The sequence below is a fragment of the Petropleomorpha daqingensis genome, assembly GCF_013408985.1.
Taxonomy (GTDB): Bacteria; Actinomycetota; Actinomycetes; order Mycobacteriales; family Geodermatophilaceae; genus Petropleomorpha; species Petropleomorpha daqingensis.
The window spans coordinates 3268364-3282737 of the sequence record NZ_JACBZT010000001.1; the positions used below are offsets into that span (position 1 = coordinate 3268364).

General features: G+C 75.1%; 17 protein-coding genes. 5 read left to right on the plus strand and 12 right to left on the minus strand.

The genetic code is table 11. The features are described from left to right. The first annotated feature begins 3 nt into the window (after positions 1 to 3). Positions 4 to 474 carry a CoA-binding protein gene (locus tag GGQ55_RS16255; protein WP_179718430.1) on the plus strand — a complete coding sequence of 157 codons (471 nt, stop codon included), beginning with the start codon at positions 4 to 6 and terminating at the stop codon, positions 472 to 474. Positions 475 to 477: 3 nt separating this feature from the next. Here GGQ55_RS16255 and GGQ55_RS16260 read toward each other — a convergent pair whose 3' ends face one another. The 7 genes from GGQ55_RS16260 to GGQ55_RS16290 all read right to left on the minus strand — a co-directional run bounded on the left by GGQ55_RS16260 (position 478) and on the right by GGQ55_RS16290 (position 7675). Further along, positions 478 to 885: a cupin domain-containing protein gene (locus GGQ55_RS16260; RefSeq protein WP_179718432.1), complete on the minus strand. Its 408-nt coding sequence runs from the start codon at positions 883 to 885 to the stop codon at positions 478 to 480. Positions 886 to 924: 39 nt separating this feature from the next. Continuing rightward, on the minus strand, positions 925 to 3534 hold the full coding sequence (locus GGQ55_RS16265; RefSeq protein ID WP_179718434.1) for a bifunctional FO biosynthesis protein CofGH: 2610 nt from the start codon (positions 3532 to 3534) through the stop codon (positions 925 to 927). 28 nt (positions 3535 to 3562) lie between these two features. Then, positions 3563 to 4402 carry an ABC transporter permease gene (locus tag GGQ55_RS16270; protein WP_179718436.1) on the minus strand — a complete coding sequence of 280 codons (840 nt, stop codon included), beginning with the start codon at positions 4400 to 4402 and terminating at the stop codon, positions 3563 to 3565. Continuing rightward, positions 4399 to 5364 (minus strand): ABC transporter ATP-binding protein, encoded by a 966-nt coding sequence (locus GGQ55_RS16275; RefSeq protein WP_366489493.1) that lies wholly within the window; start codon positions 5362 to 5364, stop codon positions 4399 to 4401. The genes GGQ55_RS16270 and GGQ55_RS16275 overlap by 4 nt, the downstream gene beginning before the upstream one ends. A 2-nt stretch (positions 5365 to 5366) precedes the next feature. Beyond that, the gene (locus GGQ55_RS16280; RefSeq protein WP_179718438.1) at positions 5367 to 6440 is read right to left on the minus strand and encodes a hypothetical protein; all 1074 of its coding nucleotides are present in this window, start codon (positions 6438 to 6440) and stop codon (positions 5367 to 5369) included. Further along, on the minus strand, positions 6424 to 6924 hold the full coding sequence (locus GGQ55_RS16285) for a sigma-70 family RNA polymerase sigma factor (RefSeq protein ID WP_366489495.1): 501 nt from the start codon (positions 6922 to 6924) through the stop codon (positions 6424 to 6426). The genes GGQ55_RS16280 and GGQ55_RS16285 overlap by 17 nt, the downstream gene beginning before the upstream one ends. Positions 6925 to 7153: 229 nt before the next feature. Next, positions 7154 to 7675, minus strand: coding sequence for a flavin reductase family protein (locus GGQ55_RS16290; RefSeq protein WP_179718440.1), 522 nt, complete (start codon positions 7673 to 7675; stop codon positions 7154 to 7156). A 35-nt stretch (positions 7676 to 7710) separates the two neighbouring features. On the opposite strand from GGQ55_RS16290, the gene GGQ55_RS16295 reads away from it, so the two are divergent. Both GGQ55_RS16295 and GGQ55_RS16300 read left to right on the plus strand, forming a co-directional pair. Continuing rightward, positions 7711 to 9135, plus strand: a complete 1425-nt coding sequence (locus GGQ55_RS16295) for a dihydrolipoyl dehydrogenase family protein (protein ID WP_366489497.1) — start codon at positions 7711 to 7713, stop codon at positions 9133 to 9135. Between the two features lie 4 nt (positions 9136 to 9139). Then, complete coding sequence (locus GGQ55_RS16300) at positions 9140 to 10093, plus strand: NAD(+)/NADH kinase (RefSeq protein WP_218859303.1); 954 nt, start codon at positions 9140 to 9142, stop codon at positions 10091 to 10093. Here the strand turns inward: GGQ55_RS16300 and GGQ55_RS16305 are convergent. Genes GGQ55_RS16305 through GGQ55_RS16320 form a run of 4 tightly spaced genes read right to left on the minus strand, consistent with a single transcriptional unit; the run spans position 10073 to position 12615 of the window. Further along, positions 10073 to 10597, minus strand: coding sequence for an NUDIX domain-containing protein (locus GGQ55_RS16305; RefSeq protein WP_179718444.1), 525 nt, complete (start codon positions 10595 to 10597; stop codon positions 10073 to 10075). The genes GGQ55_RS16300 and GGQ55_RS16305 overlap by 21 nt on opposite strands. A gap of 13 nt (positions 10598 to 10610) precedes the next feature. Next, positions 10611 to 11201 carry a DUF1707 domain-containing protein gene (locus GGQ55_RS16310; protein WP_179718446.1) on the minus strand — a complete coding sequence of 197 codons (591 nt, stop codon included), beginning with the start codon at positions 11199 to 11201 and terminating at the stop codon, positions 10611 to 10613. 53 nt (positions 11202 to 11254) lie between these two features. Further along, the gene (locus tag GGQ55_RS16315) at positions 11255 to 11806 is read right to left on the minus strand and encodes a putative glycolipid-binding domain-containing protein (RefSeq protein ID WP_179718448.1); all 552 of its coding nucleotides are present in this window, start codon (positions 11804 to 11806) and stop codon (positions 11255 to 11257) included. A 23-nt stretch (positions 11807 to 11829) separates the two neighbouring features. After that, the gene (locus GGQ55_RS16320) at positions 11830 to 12615 is read right to left on the minus strand and encodes a transglutaminase-like domain-containing protein (RefSeq protein ID WP_179718450.1); all 786 of its coding nucleotides are present in this window, start codon (positions 12613 to 12615) and stop codon (positions 11830 to 11832) included. A gap of 68 nt (positions 12616 to 12683) precedes the next feature. On the opposite strand from GGQ55_RS16320, the gene GGQ55_RS16325 reads away from it, so the two are divergent. Then, the gene (locus tag GGQ55_RS16325; protein ID WP_366489500.1) at positions 12684 to 13484 is read left to right on the plus strand and encodes an SGNH/GDSL hydrolase family protein; all 801 of its coding nucleotides are present in this window, start codon (positions 12684 to 12686) and stop codon (positions 13482 to 13484) included. Here GGQ55_RS16325 and GGQ55_RS16330 read toward each other — a convergent pair. Continuing rightward, on the minus strand, positions 13455 to 14096 hold the full coding sequence (locus tag GGQ55_RS16330) for a GNAT family N-acetyltransferase (RefSeq protein WP_366489502.1): 642 nt from the start codon (positions 14094 to 14096) through the stop codon (positions 13455 to 13457). The two genes, GGQ55_RS16325 and GGQ55_RS16330, sit on opposite strands and share 30 nt — an antisense overlap. A 91-nt stretch (positions 14097 to 14187) precedes the next feature. On the opposite strand from GGQ55_RS16330, the gene GGQ55_RS28485 reads away from it, so the two are divergent. Next, complete coding sequence (locus GGQ55_RS28485) at positions 14188 to 14358, plus strand: DUF1272 domain-containing protein (protein ID WP_179722814.1); 171 nt, start codon at positions 14188 to 14190, stop codon at positions 14356 to 14358. Positions 14359 to 14374 lie beyond the last annotated feature (16 nt).

Below are 14374 nucleotides of genomic sequence, written 5' to 3' on the forward strand. Positions count from 1 at the left end.
CGCATGATCCCCGTCAAGCAGGCCACCGCGGACTTCCTCGCCCAGCACCGGATCGCCGTGACCGGGGTGTCCCGGGCCCCGAAGGACCACGGCGCGAACGTCGTCTACAAGCGGCTGAGGGAGCGCGGCTACGAGGTGTTCCCGATCAACCCGAACGCCGACGAGGTCGAGGGCGATCGCGCCTTCCACGACCTCAAGTCGGTGCCCGACGGCGTCGACGGCGTCGTGATCGCGACCAGCCCCGCCCACGCCGAGGAGACGATGCGCGAGTGCGTGGACCTCGGCATCGACCGGGTCTGGATGCACCGCGGGCCGGGCGCGGGCAGCGTCTCCGCCGAGGCGACGCGCTACGGCCGCGAGCACGGCGTCACGGTGATCGACGGCGGGTGCCCGTGCATGGTCGGGCCGACTGCCGACACCGGGCACAAGATCATGCACTTCCTCGGCGTCGGGCACATGCCCAAGCAGGTCTGAGACCTAGGCGAGGGAACCCGGCGGCAGGGCGACGACGACGGCCTCCTGGCTGCTCCGGGCCAGGACGACGACCGCCTCCTCGTCGCCGGGGTTCTCCTCCCGGTGCGGGGTCCACGGCGGCACGAAGACGTAGTCGCCGGGCTCGGGCGTCAGCCGGACCTCCTCGCCGTCCTGGGCGAAGACGAACACCGGGTGCCCGGAGACGATGTAGATCGCCGACTCGGTGTCGCCGTGGTGGTGGTTGCCGGAGTCCGCGCCGGGGTGCAGGTGCGCCTGGCCCATCCACAACGCCTCGGAGCCGACGGTCTTGCCCGCCACGGCTTCCCGGCGGGTCATCGCGCCGGTCTGGGCGGTGTCGCTCGACAGCTCTGCGGCCCGGACGTGCCGGAGGGGGCGGTGCTCCTGCGCCATGCCCGGCACGGTAGCGGGCCTCGGGCGACGGCGGCGGTCTCAGGCGGGCGTGATGGAGAGGGTGAGCCGGCGGCGGCCCTCGTCGGAGCGAGCGGTGCGCAACCGCTCCTCGGACGGGGTGCCGTACTCGGTGGTGCGCTGCCGGGCCGGGCGGCCGATGGCCGCCGCGATCGCCTCGAGCTCGGCGATGGTCTTCAGCGAGCCGTTCTCGCTGCCGGCCATCCGGCTGATCGTCTCCTCCATCAGCGTGCCGCCCAGGTCGTTCGCGCCGCCGGTCAGCACGGCCTTGGTCCCGGCCTCGGCGAGCTTCACCCAGCTGGTCTGGATGTTGGGGATCCGGCCGTGCAGCAGCAGCCGGGCGACGGCGTGCAGCGCCCGGTTCTCCCGCACCGTCGGGCCGGGCCGGGCGACGCCGGCGAGGTAGATCGGGGCGTTGTGGTGCACGAAGGGCAGCAGCACGAACTCGGTGAAGCCGCCGGTCTCGTCCTGCTGCCGGGCCAGGGTGCGCAGGTGGGCGACCCAGTGCTCCGGGGTGTCGACGTGGCCGTACATCATCGTCGAGGTCGTCGGGATGCCGATCCGGTGCGCGGTGCCGATGATCTCCAGCCAGGTCGCCGTCGGCAGCTTGCCCTTGGTCAGCACCCAGCGGACGTCGTCGTCGAGGATCTCCGCCGCCGTCCCCGGGATCGAGTCGAGGCCGGCCTCCTTGAGCCCGGTGAGGAAGTCGGTGAAGGAGAGCCCGGTGCGGGCCGCGCCGTTGACGATCTCCATCGGGGAGAAGGCGTGCAGGTGGATGTCGGGCCGGCGCTGCTTCACCTCGCGGGCCAGGTCGAAGTAGGCGGTGCCGGGCAGGTCGGGGTGGATGCCGCCCTGCATGCAGATCTCGGTCGCCCCGGCCGCCCACGCCTCGTCGACCCGGTCGCCGACCTGCTGCATCGACAGCGTGTAGGCGTCGGCGTCGGTGCGCCGCTGGGCGAAGGCGCAGAACCGGCAGCCGGTGTAGCAGACGTTGGTGAAGTTGATGTTCCGGTTCACGACGTAGGTGACGTCGTCGCCGTTGACCTGAGCCCGGACCGCGTCGGCCACCGCGGCCAGCGCGTCCAGGTCGGCACCGTCGGCGCCGAGCAGCGCCAGGTACTCCGCGTCGGACAGCCCCGCGGGGTCGGCCTCGGCGTGCCGCAGCGCGGCCCGCACCTCCGGGTCGCCGACGGCCAGCGCGGTGGAGTGCCCGTCACGGGCGGCCGTCGTCCGGTCGCGGAGGTCCTGCCAGTCGCCGTAGACGGCGTCGAAGTCCGACCGCCGGTCGCCGGTCCGGCCCACGGTGTCGACCTCCACGTGCAGGTCCACCCGGCCCGTTCCGGCGGTGGCCCACGACTCGTCCGGCTCCTGCCACGGCAGGCCGGCCGGGATCCGGCCCTCGACCGCCAGCCCGTCCGGACCGGCGAGCGCCGCGACGTGCGGTCGCACCCGCGGGTCCAGCCACGGCTCGGGGGACAGGACGTACGGCGGCTGGGCGGCCAGCCGCTCGCGCAGCGTGTAGCCGGCCTCGGCGGTCAGCGCGGCGAGCTTGTCGATGTTCGGCCACGGCCGCTCGGGGTTGACGTGGTCCGGCGTGAGCGGCGAGACCCCGCCCCAGTCGTCGACCCCGGCGCGGATCAGCAGGCCGAGCTCGGTGGAGTCGCTCAGGTTCGGCGGCGCCTGCACCCGCGCCTTCGGCCCGAGCAGCAGCCGGGACACCGCGACGGCCGCCACGTACTCCTGCAGCTCCAGGTCGTCGTGCGCGGCCATCGCCGTCCGGGGCTTGGCCCGGAAGTTCTGGACGATGACCTCCTGCACGTGCCCGTGCCGCTGGTGGGCCGCGCGGATCGCGCCGATCGCCTCGACGCGTTCGGCGTAGTTCTCGCCGATGCCGAGCAGCACGCCGGTGGTGAACGGGACGGCGGAGCGCCCGGCGTCCTCCAGCACCCGCAACCGCACGGCGGGTTCCTTGTCCGGCGAGCCGAAGTGCGGGCCGCCGGGCTGCGACCACAGCCGGGTCGCCGTCGTCTCCAGCATCATGCCCATCGACGCCGCGACCGGCTTGAGCCGCTGGATCTCCTCCCAGCTCAGCACGCCCGGGTTGAGGTGGGGGAGCAGGCCGGTCTCCTCCAGCACCCGGATCGCCATCGCCCGCAGGTAGCCCAGCGTGGAGTCGAAGCCGTGCGCGTGCAGCCACTCGGCGGCGACCGGCCAGCGCTCCTCGGGCCGGTCGCCGAGGGTGAACAGCGCCTCCTTGCAGCCCAGCGCCGCGCCCTGGCGGGCGATCTCCAGCACCTCGTCGGGGGAGAGGTAGGGCGCCTTGCCCGACGCGCGCAGCTGCCCGGGCGTGGTGACGAACGTGCAGTAGTGGCAGCGGTCGCGGCACAGGTGGGTCAGCGGGATGAACACCTTGCGGCTGTAGCTGACGATCCCCGGCCGCCCGGCCGAGGCCAGCCCGGCGTCGCGCACCCGCGAGGCGGCGGTCAGCAGCCGGTCCAGCGGCTCGCCCTCGCCCAGCCCGCGGGCGTGCAGCAGCGTCTCGGCCTCGGTGGCGTCCAGCCGCACACCGCGCTCGGCGCGGGTCAGCGCACGGCGCAGGGCGGACTCGGTGGGAATCAGCGGCGCGTCCATCAGGACGAACGCTAGTCCTCGCCGCTGACTACACGTCCCGGCGCTGGAAGGCGAGCGCGGCGAGGCCGCCGATCAGCAGCACCCACACGACGACCCAGACCAGGTAGACGCCGCTGAGCGGGGCGGTGCCGAAGAACGGCGAGGCGTTGCCCGGCGTGACCTGCCGCAGCAGCGAGGAGTCCTGGAAGGCGTACATCGCGCCGTGCCAGAGACCGTCGGTGGGCAGCAGCATCCGGGAGATCGTGCCGACCCGCGCGACGCCCTCGTTGCCGAGGATGTCGCCGACGCTGCCCACGACGCCGGCGATCCACGTCGCGCCGAACAGCCCGACCGCGACGATCCCCGACGCCATCGGCGAGATGACCGTGGCCAGCAGGATGGTGAGGGTGAGCAGCACCCCCGTCTGAGCGGCGAGCAGCAGCAGCCCGATCACCGGGTCCGGCGGCCAGTAGCCGATCGTCACCTGCACGACGACGAACTCGGCCAGGCCCGCCACGGCGACGAACACGCTGCCGAACACCAGCAGCCCGAGCCACTTGCCGGCCAGGACGGCGGAGCGCCGCACCGGCCGGGCGAGCACCGCCAGCGCCTGGCCCGACTCCACCTCGCCGGACAGCGTCGGCCCGGCCAGGAACGCCGTGCCCAGGGCCGCGATGAGGCTGAGCCCGAACATGACCAGGTTGAGCACCTGCGCGGCGACCAGTTTGGACTCCCCGCTGGTCAGGCCGCCGAGCTCGTCGTTCAAGCGGGAGAAGCCCCACGCCGACAGGCCCAGCAGCGCGAGGGTGAGCAGGGCGAGCGCGCGCAGCACCTTGCGGCGGGAGGCCTCGCGCAGCGTCAGCCCGGCCACGGTCAGCACGGTGCTCATCGCTGCTCCTCCTCGTGCCGCAGGATCCCGAGCAGGCGCTCCTCCAGGCTGATCCGGCCCGGCTCGACCGCGTGCACCTGGACGCCGAGGCCCACCAGGTCGGTGATCAGGCCCGGCACCGTCGAGCCGTCGTCCTCGGCCGGGAGGACGACGGTGAACTCGTCCCCGCTGCGGTGCAGCGACCCGGTGGCGGCCAGCCGGGCCTCGGCCGCGGCGTTCACCGCGCCGAGGCGCAGCCGCAGCTCGCGCTGGCCGAGCAGCTCGGCCAGCGAGCCGGAGGCGGCGACCCGGCCCTTGTCGAGGATCACCACGCGGTCGCAGACCCGCTCGACCTCGCCGATGAGGTGCGAGTTGAGCAGCACCGCGACCCCGCGCGCCTTGAGCGAGAGCACGAGGTCGCGGACGTCGGCCCGCCCGAGCGGGTCCAGCGCGCTGGTCGGCTCGTCGAGGACGACGAGCTCCGGGCGGGCGACCAGGGCGACGGCGAGGCCGAGCCGCTGCTGCATGCCCTTGGAGAAACCGTTCACGCGGTCTCCGGCCCGGTCGGCGAGGCCGACCAGTGCGAGCGCCTGCCGCTGCTCCTCGGCCGGGACCGACGCGCGGGCCAGCCGGACGTGCACGGCGAGCACCTCGGCGGCCGACAGCCACGGCTGGTACCGGAAGAGCTCGGGCAGGTAGCCCACCCGCTCCCGGGACGCCGGATCGCGCCCCGGGCGGCCGAGCAGCAGGACCTCGCCGGCGTCGGGGCGCACCAGCCCGAGCAGCATCTTGATCACGCTCGTCTTGCCCGCGCCGTTGGGGCCGAGCAGACCGACGACCTCGCCGCGGCCGACGGTGAACGAGACCCCGTCGACCGCGGTCCGTCGTCCGTACCGCTTGCGCAGCCCGGAGCACCACACCGCCGGGGACGGCGGCAGGCCGCCGAGCAGCTGCTCGGCGGCCTGCAGCGCGGTGTCCTCCACGGTCAGCGCAGTCCCCGCGCCACGGCGAGGACCTCGTCCTCGGAGAGCGACCCGGCCACGCCGGTGACCACGCCGTCCTCGACCCAGACCACGCCGGTGAACGCGCCGTCGCGGGAGGCCAGCACCGTCGCGGTCGTGCCGTTCACGTCGGCGGTCGAGCTGGTCACCAGCTGCGCGGGCACCGGCAGCGGCAGCGTCGAGCCGTCGGCGGTGAAGGTGCGCAGCTGGTCGGCGAGGGAGTCGGGCAGGCCGGGCAGCGAGAGCAGGTAGTCGCGGGCGGTCGCGAACGGGACACCGGTGGAGTACGCCGTCGGCGCGACCACCCGGGCGACGACCAGCGCCGGGACGCCGTGGCCCTCCGACCAGGTCTCGGCGATCCCGGGACCGGCCTGCAGGCGGAACGTGGCGCCGTCGAGGCCGGCGGGGGGCGGCGGGGCGTTGCCGGCCGCCTGCGCCGCCTTCGCGGCGGAGAAGGTGAACTCGGCGACGAGCTGGCCGCCCACCGTGAACGACGGGTTCCCGGTCACGCCGGCCGGCAGCTGCTCGACGAGGGGCACGTCGAGGCCGGTCGCCTCGCGGGCGGCGGCCAGGCCGTCGACGTCGTGCACGTCCGGCTGGGCGATGACCTTCAGGTCGCCGTAGGCGGAGAGGTCCGGCAGCGCGACGAGCTCGGCCTCGGTCACCGGCACCGCCGCCACCTGCTCGGTGCGGAAGATCTGCAGCCAGTCGGCGGCCGCGGCAGCACCCGCGCCGCCCAGGATCAGGACGACGCCGAGCGCGGCGACGACCGGGCTGCGCAGCGCGACCCGGCGGCGCCGCGGGGCGGCCGGGACCGCGGAGCGCACCGGCGCGCTCGCGGCGGAGAACCGGCGCCAGGCGGCGTCGACGTCCGGGGCGGCGTCGGTGCGCAGCGCCGAGGCGACGGCCGCGGCGTCCCGCTGGGCGGCGGCCAGGCCGGCCAGGCAGGCGGCGCAGCCGGCGACGTGCGCGCGGTCGGCGTCGGACACGCCCGCCGGCTCGTCGACCAGACGGCGCAGCGTGCCGTCGGCCGGGTGTCGGTCAGTCAGCGAACGCATGGGTGCTCAGCTCCTCGCGCAGGGCGGATTCGGCGCGGCGCACGGTGGTGCCGACGCTGCCGGGGGAGAGATCGAGGGCGGCCGCGACGTCGGCGTAGCTGAGCCCGCTGTGCCGGAGCACGAGGGCGACGGCCTGCCGTCGGGGCAGCTTGGCGAGCGCCGCGCGCACGCGGCGGCGCTCCTCGCGGGTGACGACGTCGTCGGCGATGTCGGGGGCGACGTGGTCGGTCGGGGCGGCCTCCTCGCGGGCCGCGCGGCGGCGGCCCGAGCGGAGGTGGTTCAGGGCGGTGTGCGCGGCGGCCACCGACAGCCAGCGCGGCGCCTCGTCGGCCGGCACGCGGGAACGGCCGAAGGAGAGGAAGACCTCCTGGGCGACGTCCTCGGCCTCGTCCCGGGAGCCGAGCACCCGGGCCGCGACGGCGACCACCTGCGGGTAGTCACGGCGGAAGACGACTTCCAGATCGGCCCGGACGGCGTCGACCACGCGTGCGTCCCTCCGTGCGGGGGTGCGCACCGCGGTGACCGCGGCGACCCGACCGTGCCCGACTACGTCCACACCTGCATAGCACCGCCCGGCGGCGAAATGTGACACCCCGCCCGGCGGAGGGGCAGCAGCGTTGATCAGGTGACCTGATCAAACGCTGGCCGACTGCAGCAACGCTGGTGCGGGAGGACAGCCGTTGATCAGGTCACCTGATCACTGCTGCGGCCCGTCAAGCGCGGCCGGCGAGGCCTCCTGACTCGTCGACGTAGCGGCCGCGCAGCCGCAGCAGCGGCGGCCGTGCGGCGTCGGCGAGCACCGGGACGCCGACCACCTCGAGCAGCGCGAGCACGTGGTCGCCGGCCTCGACCAGCCGCTCCAGCCGGCAGTCGAGCGCGGCCAGCCCGCCACTGAGCACGATCGCGCCGCTGTGCTCGGCCCGGGTCCACGGCACCGACTCGAGCAGGTGCCGGGCGCTGGGCCGGCCGGCGGAGGAGAACCGGCTGGCCACGATCGCGTGCTCGGCGGCGAGCACGGTGAGCGCGCAGCGGCCGACCGCGCCGAGCACCTCTGCCGGGTAGCCGTCGGCCGCGAGCCCGACCGCGACGAGCGGCGGCACCGCCGAGACGCTCATCACCGCGCTGACCGTCGTCCCGACGTCGTCGATGTCGTCCTGCACCGTGAGCAGGCAGACCCCGGCCGGGTACTGCCGCAGTGCGGCGGTGAACTCCTCGGGGTCGACGGGCGAAGCCATGGCGGTCAGTCGACCACACCAGCAGGATGGGCCGGGTGAGCAGCGCAGGAGAGAACACCTACGACGTCATCGTGCTCGGCGGCGGGTCCACCGGGGAGAACGTGGCGGACATCGTCGTCAAAGGCGGGCTCTCCGCCGTGATCGTGGAAGCCGAACTGGTCGGCGGCGACTGTTCGTACTGGGCGTGCATCCCGAGCAAGGCCCTGCTGCGCGGACCGGAGGTGCTCGGTGAGGCACGCGCGGTCCGCGGCGCCAAGGAGGCCGTGACCGGGCAGCTCGACGTGCAGGAGACCCTCGCCCGCCGCAGCTGGTTCACCGGGGACGGCGACGACGCCGGCCAGGTCAAGTGGGTCGAGGGCGCCGGCATCGCGCTGGTCCGCGGCACCGGCCGGTTCGACGGCGAGAAGACCGTCGTGGTGACCGGGACCGACGGCACCGAGACGCGGCTGACCGCCCGGCACGCGGTGGCGGTGTGCACCGGCTCCTCGGCGGCGATCCCCCCGATCGACGGGCTGCGCGAGATCTCGCCGTGGACCCCGCGCGAGGCGACCAGCGTCAAGGAGGTCCCCGGCCGGCTGGTCATCGTGGGCGGCGGCGTCGTCGGGTGCGAGATGGCCACCGCGTACGCCGCGCTGGGCTCGACGGTCACCGTGATCGAGATGGCCGACCGGCTGCTGCCGCCGTTCGAGCCGAAGGCCGGCGAGGCGGTGGCCGCCTCGCTGAAGGACAAGGGCGTCGACGTCCGCACCGGGGTCGCGGTCACCGCCGCCCGGCGCGAGGACGGCGAGGTCGTGATCACCACCGACAGCGGCGAGGTGCGCGGCGACGAGGTGCTGGTCGCGGTCGGCCGCCGGGCGCGCACCACCGAGATCGGCGTCGAGGCGTTCGGGCTGGAGCCCGGCCGGTACCTGGAGGTCGACGAGTCGCTGCAGGTGAAGGGCGTGCCGTGGATGTACGCGGTGGGCGACGTCAACGGCCGCAAGCTGCTCACCCACATGGGCAAGTACCAGGCCCGGCAGGCCGGCGCGGCGATCGTCGCCCGCGCCCGCGGCGAGGAGGTCTCCCTCGCCGACTGGTCGCCGTTCGTGGCCACCGCCGACCACGTGGCGACGCCGTCCGTCGTCTTCACCGATCCGCAGGTGGCCACCGTCGGCCGCACCGCGGCCGAGGCGGAGAAGGCCGGGCTGGGCCACCGGGTCGTGGAGTACGAGATCGGCTGGACCGCCGGGGCATCGCTGTTCGCCGACGGCTACCAGGGGACGGCGATCGCCGTCGTCGATCCCGACCGCGAGGTCCTGCTCGGCGTGACGCTCATCGGCCCGGCGGTCGGCGAGATGATCCACACCGCGACCGTCGCGATCGTCGGCGAGGTGCCGCTGTCCCGGCTGTGGCACGCCGTGCCGTCGTTCCCGACGATGAGCGAGATCTGGCTGCGCCTGCTCGAGACCTACCGCGGCTGACCGCGTGGTGGTGCTCGCGCCCCGGATGGGGCTGGTCCTGCACCCGCGCCGCGACTGCTCCGGCGCGGTCGGGCAGGTGGCGTCGTGGACGGCCACCCACGGGGTGACGCTGCTGGCGGCCGAGGACGACGTCGCGCGGCTGGGCCTGCGCGGGGTGACGTCGGTGAGCCGGGACGAGCTGGCCGCGGCCTCCGACGCGCTGATCGCGCTCGGCGGCGACGGCACCCTGCTCGGCGCGATGCGGCTGGTCGCCGACCGGTCGGGCCCGGTGCCGGTGCTCGGCGTCAACCTCGGGCGGCTGGGGTTCCTCGCCGAGGTGGAGGGCCGCGACCTGGACTCGGCGCTGGAGGCGGTCGCCGAGGGGCGGGCGACCACCGAGACGCGCGCCTGCCTGGTCGTGCGGCACGACGACGCCGAGCACCTGGCGTTCAACGACGCCGTCCTGGCCCGCGTGCCGGGGGCCGGGCTGGTCGAGGCGACCATGTCGGTGGCCGGGCAGCCCTACGGGCACTACAAGTGCGACGCGCTGATCCTGGCCACGCCGATGGGATCGACCGCCTACAACTACGCGGCCGGCGGTCCGGTGGTCAGCCCCGGCGCGGCCGGGGTGCTGGTGACGCCGTCCGCGCCGCTGAACGGGATCGCCCGCAGCCTCCTGCTCGGGCCGTCGGAGTGGCTGACGCTGGAGCTCACCGCCGGCTCGCCCGCGGTGGAGCTGGACGGCGTGCTGTCCGGACGGCTGGAGCCGGGGGCCGTGGTGGAGGTGTCGCTGCGCCCCGACGCCGGGCGGCTGGTGCGCATCGAGGGCTCGCAGGCGGCGGCCCGCAGCCGGGTCAAGCTGTCTTTGCTGGACCTGCCGGTGCTCCCGCAGGAGCTGGTCGAGCTGCTGCCACCGGCGATGCGCGAGCGGATGGCCGCCCCGGACGGGGCCGCGCCGCTACCGACCGAGCAGCAGTAGGCCGTAGCCGGCGACCGACGGGCCGTCGGGGAAGCGGCCGTCGCGGATCCGCGCCCGGAGTTCGTCCTCGGGGACGAACGTGCACGTCATGTCGGCCTCGGTGGCCTCGCGGGCGGTCTCGCCGGGGGTGAGGTCGGTGGCCAGCCACACGTCGAACTCCTGGGTGGTGAGCCCGGGGGCGAGGTCGAGGTGGCCCAGGTGGCGCAGGCTGCCGGCCCGGAACCCGGTCTCCTCGGCGAGCTCGGCGCGGGCCAGCTCCTCGGGGGTGCCGGTCGCGCCGTGGGTCCACGTGCCCTGCGGGAAGCCGGGCACCCGGCGCTCGACCGGCAGGCGGTACTCCTCGACCACCCAGAAGCCGCCCCGCTCGAAGGGCAGCACGAGCGCGAAGTGCTCCTTCTCGACCACGCCGTAGACGCCCGGCGAGCCGTCGGCGTGCTCGACGGCGTCCTCCCGCACGCGGATCCACGGGTTGCGGTAGACCTCCCGGCTGCCCGTCGTCCGCACGTCCCCCACCCTGTCAGAGCCGACGGCGGCGCCACCGGCTGACCGGCTCGCCGGGCGCGAGGCTGCGCAGCCGGAGATCGCCGATGACCGCGTGCGCCCGGACGACGACCCGTGGGGTGCCGGGCGTCCGCGGTACCGGCGCCAGCTCGATCCGGCGGTTGCCGAGCACCGCGAAGCCGTCGAGCTCGCCGTCCACGCCCTCGTCGAGGATCACGTCGACGTCGCCGAGCCCGGTCCAGAGGTCGAACTCGATCCGCTCGGCGTCGGTGCGCAGGCCGCGCAGGTCGATCCGGACGTCGCCGAGCACGGTGCCGACCCTGCGCGGCAGCTCGGCGCCGCCGGCCAGCCGCACGTCGCCGAGGACGTTGACCAAGCTCTCCGGGTGCCGCTGCCCGACGACCTCGACCTGCTGCGGCGGCAGGTCGGCGAGCAGCGGCCGCAGCTCGGTCGTGGTCACCGCGGACTGGGCGATCGCGGCCCGCTCCTGGAACTCCTCGGCGGTGATCCGGCCGTCGGCCAGAGCCTGCTCCAGGCGGTCGACGGCGGCCTGCCGGTCGGCGTCCGATGCTCGCAGGGAGGCCTGCTGCGGGGGGATGTCGGTCATGGCTCGCCGCCTCGCTCGTCTCGCACTGCGCCGCGAGCAGCCTGGCACGAGGGCTAGGGGCTCGTCACGCGCCGGGCGAGGTCCGGGTAGTCGAGCACGAAGCCGGCGGAGTCGACGACGAGGTCGGCGGTGAAGTCCCCGCTGGCGAAGCGGACCAGTGCGCCGGTCGGCGTCGTCCGCAGGTGCTCGTAGCGCTGCACCGACACGTGCACCCGGAGGTCGGGCACCGACACCCAGGCCATCGTGAGCTCGACCGCGCCGGGCTCCTGGTGCAGCCGGTACCGCCGGATCGGCATCGTGTTGGTCAGCGGCGAGAGCCCGAGGTCGCAGTCCTCGGCTCCGGTCAACCCCGCGAGGTCGCTGCTCCACCGGCCGTCCGGGGTCCGCTCCAGGTGGAGCGTCCGCCGCCAGCCGTCGCCGGCGGCGGTGACGTGCAGCGCCCGGGTGATCCAGTTCGCGGTGGTCTCGAGGACGTAGTCCAGGCGGTAGGGCTCCGGGGTGAGCCCGAGCTGGACGCCCGTGGCGGACAACCGGTCCTCGTCCAGCCCGACGTCGGCCGTCTCGGCCCGCCACTCGTCGGTTCCCGCCCACGTCAGCACCGGCACGGCCACCACTGTGCCGGGACGTCTCAGGGCAGCGGGAACGGGGCGTCGTCCGGAGCCGGGAGGTCGCCGTCGGCGGTGGCCGTGACGGTGAGCTCGCCGAGCGTCGCCGCGTCGCCGAAGAGGGTGAGGAACGCGGTGTCGGCCGCGTCGCGGCCGGCGCAGATGCGCACCAGCGACGACGTCGGCGCCAGCCGGGTGGCGTCCACGACGCACCAGGTGCCGTCGACATCGGCCTCGACGACGGCGTGGAAGTCCATGGGGTCCAGGCCCGGGGCGTAGACGGCGACCAACCGGGCCGGTACCTCCAGCGCGCGCAGCAGGGTGATCGTCAGGTGCGCGTAGTCGCGGCAGACGCCCCGCCCGGCCAGCAGGGTGTCGACGGCGGTGTCCACCGGCCGGCTGGCGCCCGAGGTGTAGACCAGCCGGCCGTGCACCCAGTCGGCGACGGCGCGGACCAGCTCCGCCCGCGGCAGGCCCGTGTCGAACTCGGTCGCCGCGAAGCCCTCGAGCTGGTCGGAGGGGCAGTAGCGGCTGGGTCGCAGCGCCGTCGCCCAGTCGGCGGGGGTCACCGCGCGCGGCCGGCCGCCGTCTTCGGCCGAGGCGGTGTACGTGACGGTCGTGCGCCCGGCCGGCAGCCGCAGCCGGTGCACCCGGGCACCGTCGACGGGAAACTCCTCGGCCCCGACCGGGTGGCCGTCGGTCAGCACCGTGAGCGTCTCGGTGGTCGGCGCGGCGACGGCCACCTGGAGCAGTGCCGTCGCCGGGCCGGGGGAGTCGACCGTGAGCGTGGCGGCGACGTCGATGCGCATGCGGGCATGGTGTCCGCCCGTCGGCCCGTGCGCCCTGTGTGCTCGGTCACCGTGGTGAAGTGGTTGCCGTGCGAAACGTTTCCTGGCGGCGCTACGTGGCGCTCGGCGACTCCTTCACCGAGGGCCTGAACGACCCCGATCCGGCCCGTCCGGGCGAGTACCGCGGCTGGGCCGACCGGCTCGCCGAGCACCTCGCGGCCGCGACGCCGGAGTCCGACGTCGAGTACGCCAACCTGGCCATCCGGGGCCGGCTGGTGCGCCAGATCCTCGACGAGCAGCTGCCGGTGGCGCTCGAGGCGCGGCCCGACCTGGTCAGCCTGGTCGGCGGCGGCAACGACCTGCTGCGCCCCGGCGGCGACCCCGACGCGCTCGCGGCTCTGATCGAGGACGCGGTGGCGAAGCTCCGCGCGACCGGCGCCGACGTGCTCATCGCCACCGGCACCGACACCCGGCTGACGCCGCTGCTGCGCCGGATCCGCGGCCGGGTCGCGATCTTCAACGCGAACCTCTTCTCGATCGCCGCCCGGCACGACGCCTTCGTGCTCGACCAGTGGGGCGCGACCTGGCTGCAGGACTGGCGGATGTGGGACAGCGACCGCATCCACCTCACCGCCGAGGGGCACCGCCGGATGGGTCTGGCCGCGGCCGCCGTCCTCGGCGTGCCGGTGCACGACGCCGGCGACTGGTCGACACCGCTGCCCCCGCTGCCGCCGCGACCGCTGCGGACCGCGGTGAGCGAGGAGGCCGCCTGGGTCCGCGGATTCGTCGCGCCGTGGGTCGGCCGCCGGCTGCGCGGCACGTCGTCCGGCGACGGGCGGGCGGCCAAGCGGCCGGTGCCCCTAGCGCTGCCCCGCCAGCCGATCGCGTAGCCCGTCCCGGACCGCCGGCCACTCCTCGGCGGTGATGGCGAACAGCACCGTGTCGCGGACGGTGCCGTCGTCCCGGCGCTGGTAGCGGCGCAGCGTGCCCTCGTAGCGCGCGCCGAGCCGGGCGATCGCCTGCTGCGAGCGGACGTTGCGGACGTCGGTCTTCAGCTGCACCCGGCCCGCGCCGAGCGCCTCGAAGGCGTGCGTCAGGAGCAGCAGCTTCGTCTCGGGGTTGACCGCGCTCGCCCACACCGCCGGCGTGTAGGTGGTGAAGCCGATCTCCAGGCGGGCGTCGGGTGCGGACACCTCGAGGTAGGAGGACATGCCGACGACGGCGCCGCCGACCAGCCGGACCAGCCACGGGAAGCGGCCGGCGGCCAGCGCCCTGTCGAGCACGGCGGCCATGGCCGCGGCGTCGGCCGGCCGGCCGGCGACGTGCCGCCACACCGCGTCGTGGTCCAGCGCCTCGTGCAGTTCGGCGGCGTCCCGGTGCGGCACGACCGGGGTCAGGACGACGGTGTCGCCGCGCAGCTCGGTGTCGGGAGCCGGCGGCCAGCTCATCGCGGGCCACGGGACGTCGTCGGGCCGGGAGTCGGCGACCGGGTCGAAGCGCACGGCCGACAGCCTGGCAGGAACGCTGCGGTGGTCGTCGTCCCGGCCCCTCGTGCCCGCCGGACCGACCCGCCACGCTGGGCGCGTGCTGGAGATGCGCGGGAGCTGCGAGCGGTGCGGAACCGATCTACCGGCCGACGGGGAGGCGATGACCTGCGTCTACGAGTGCACGTTCTGCCCGGCGTGCACCGAGGCGATGTCCGGGGTCTGCCCGAACTGCTCCGGCGAGCTCGTCCGCCGCCCCCGTGCGGTTTCGCGCGCTTAACCGCGCGCGGTTAAGC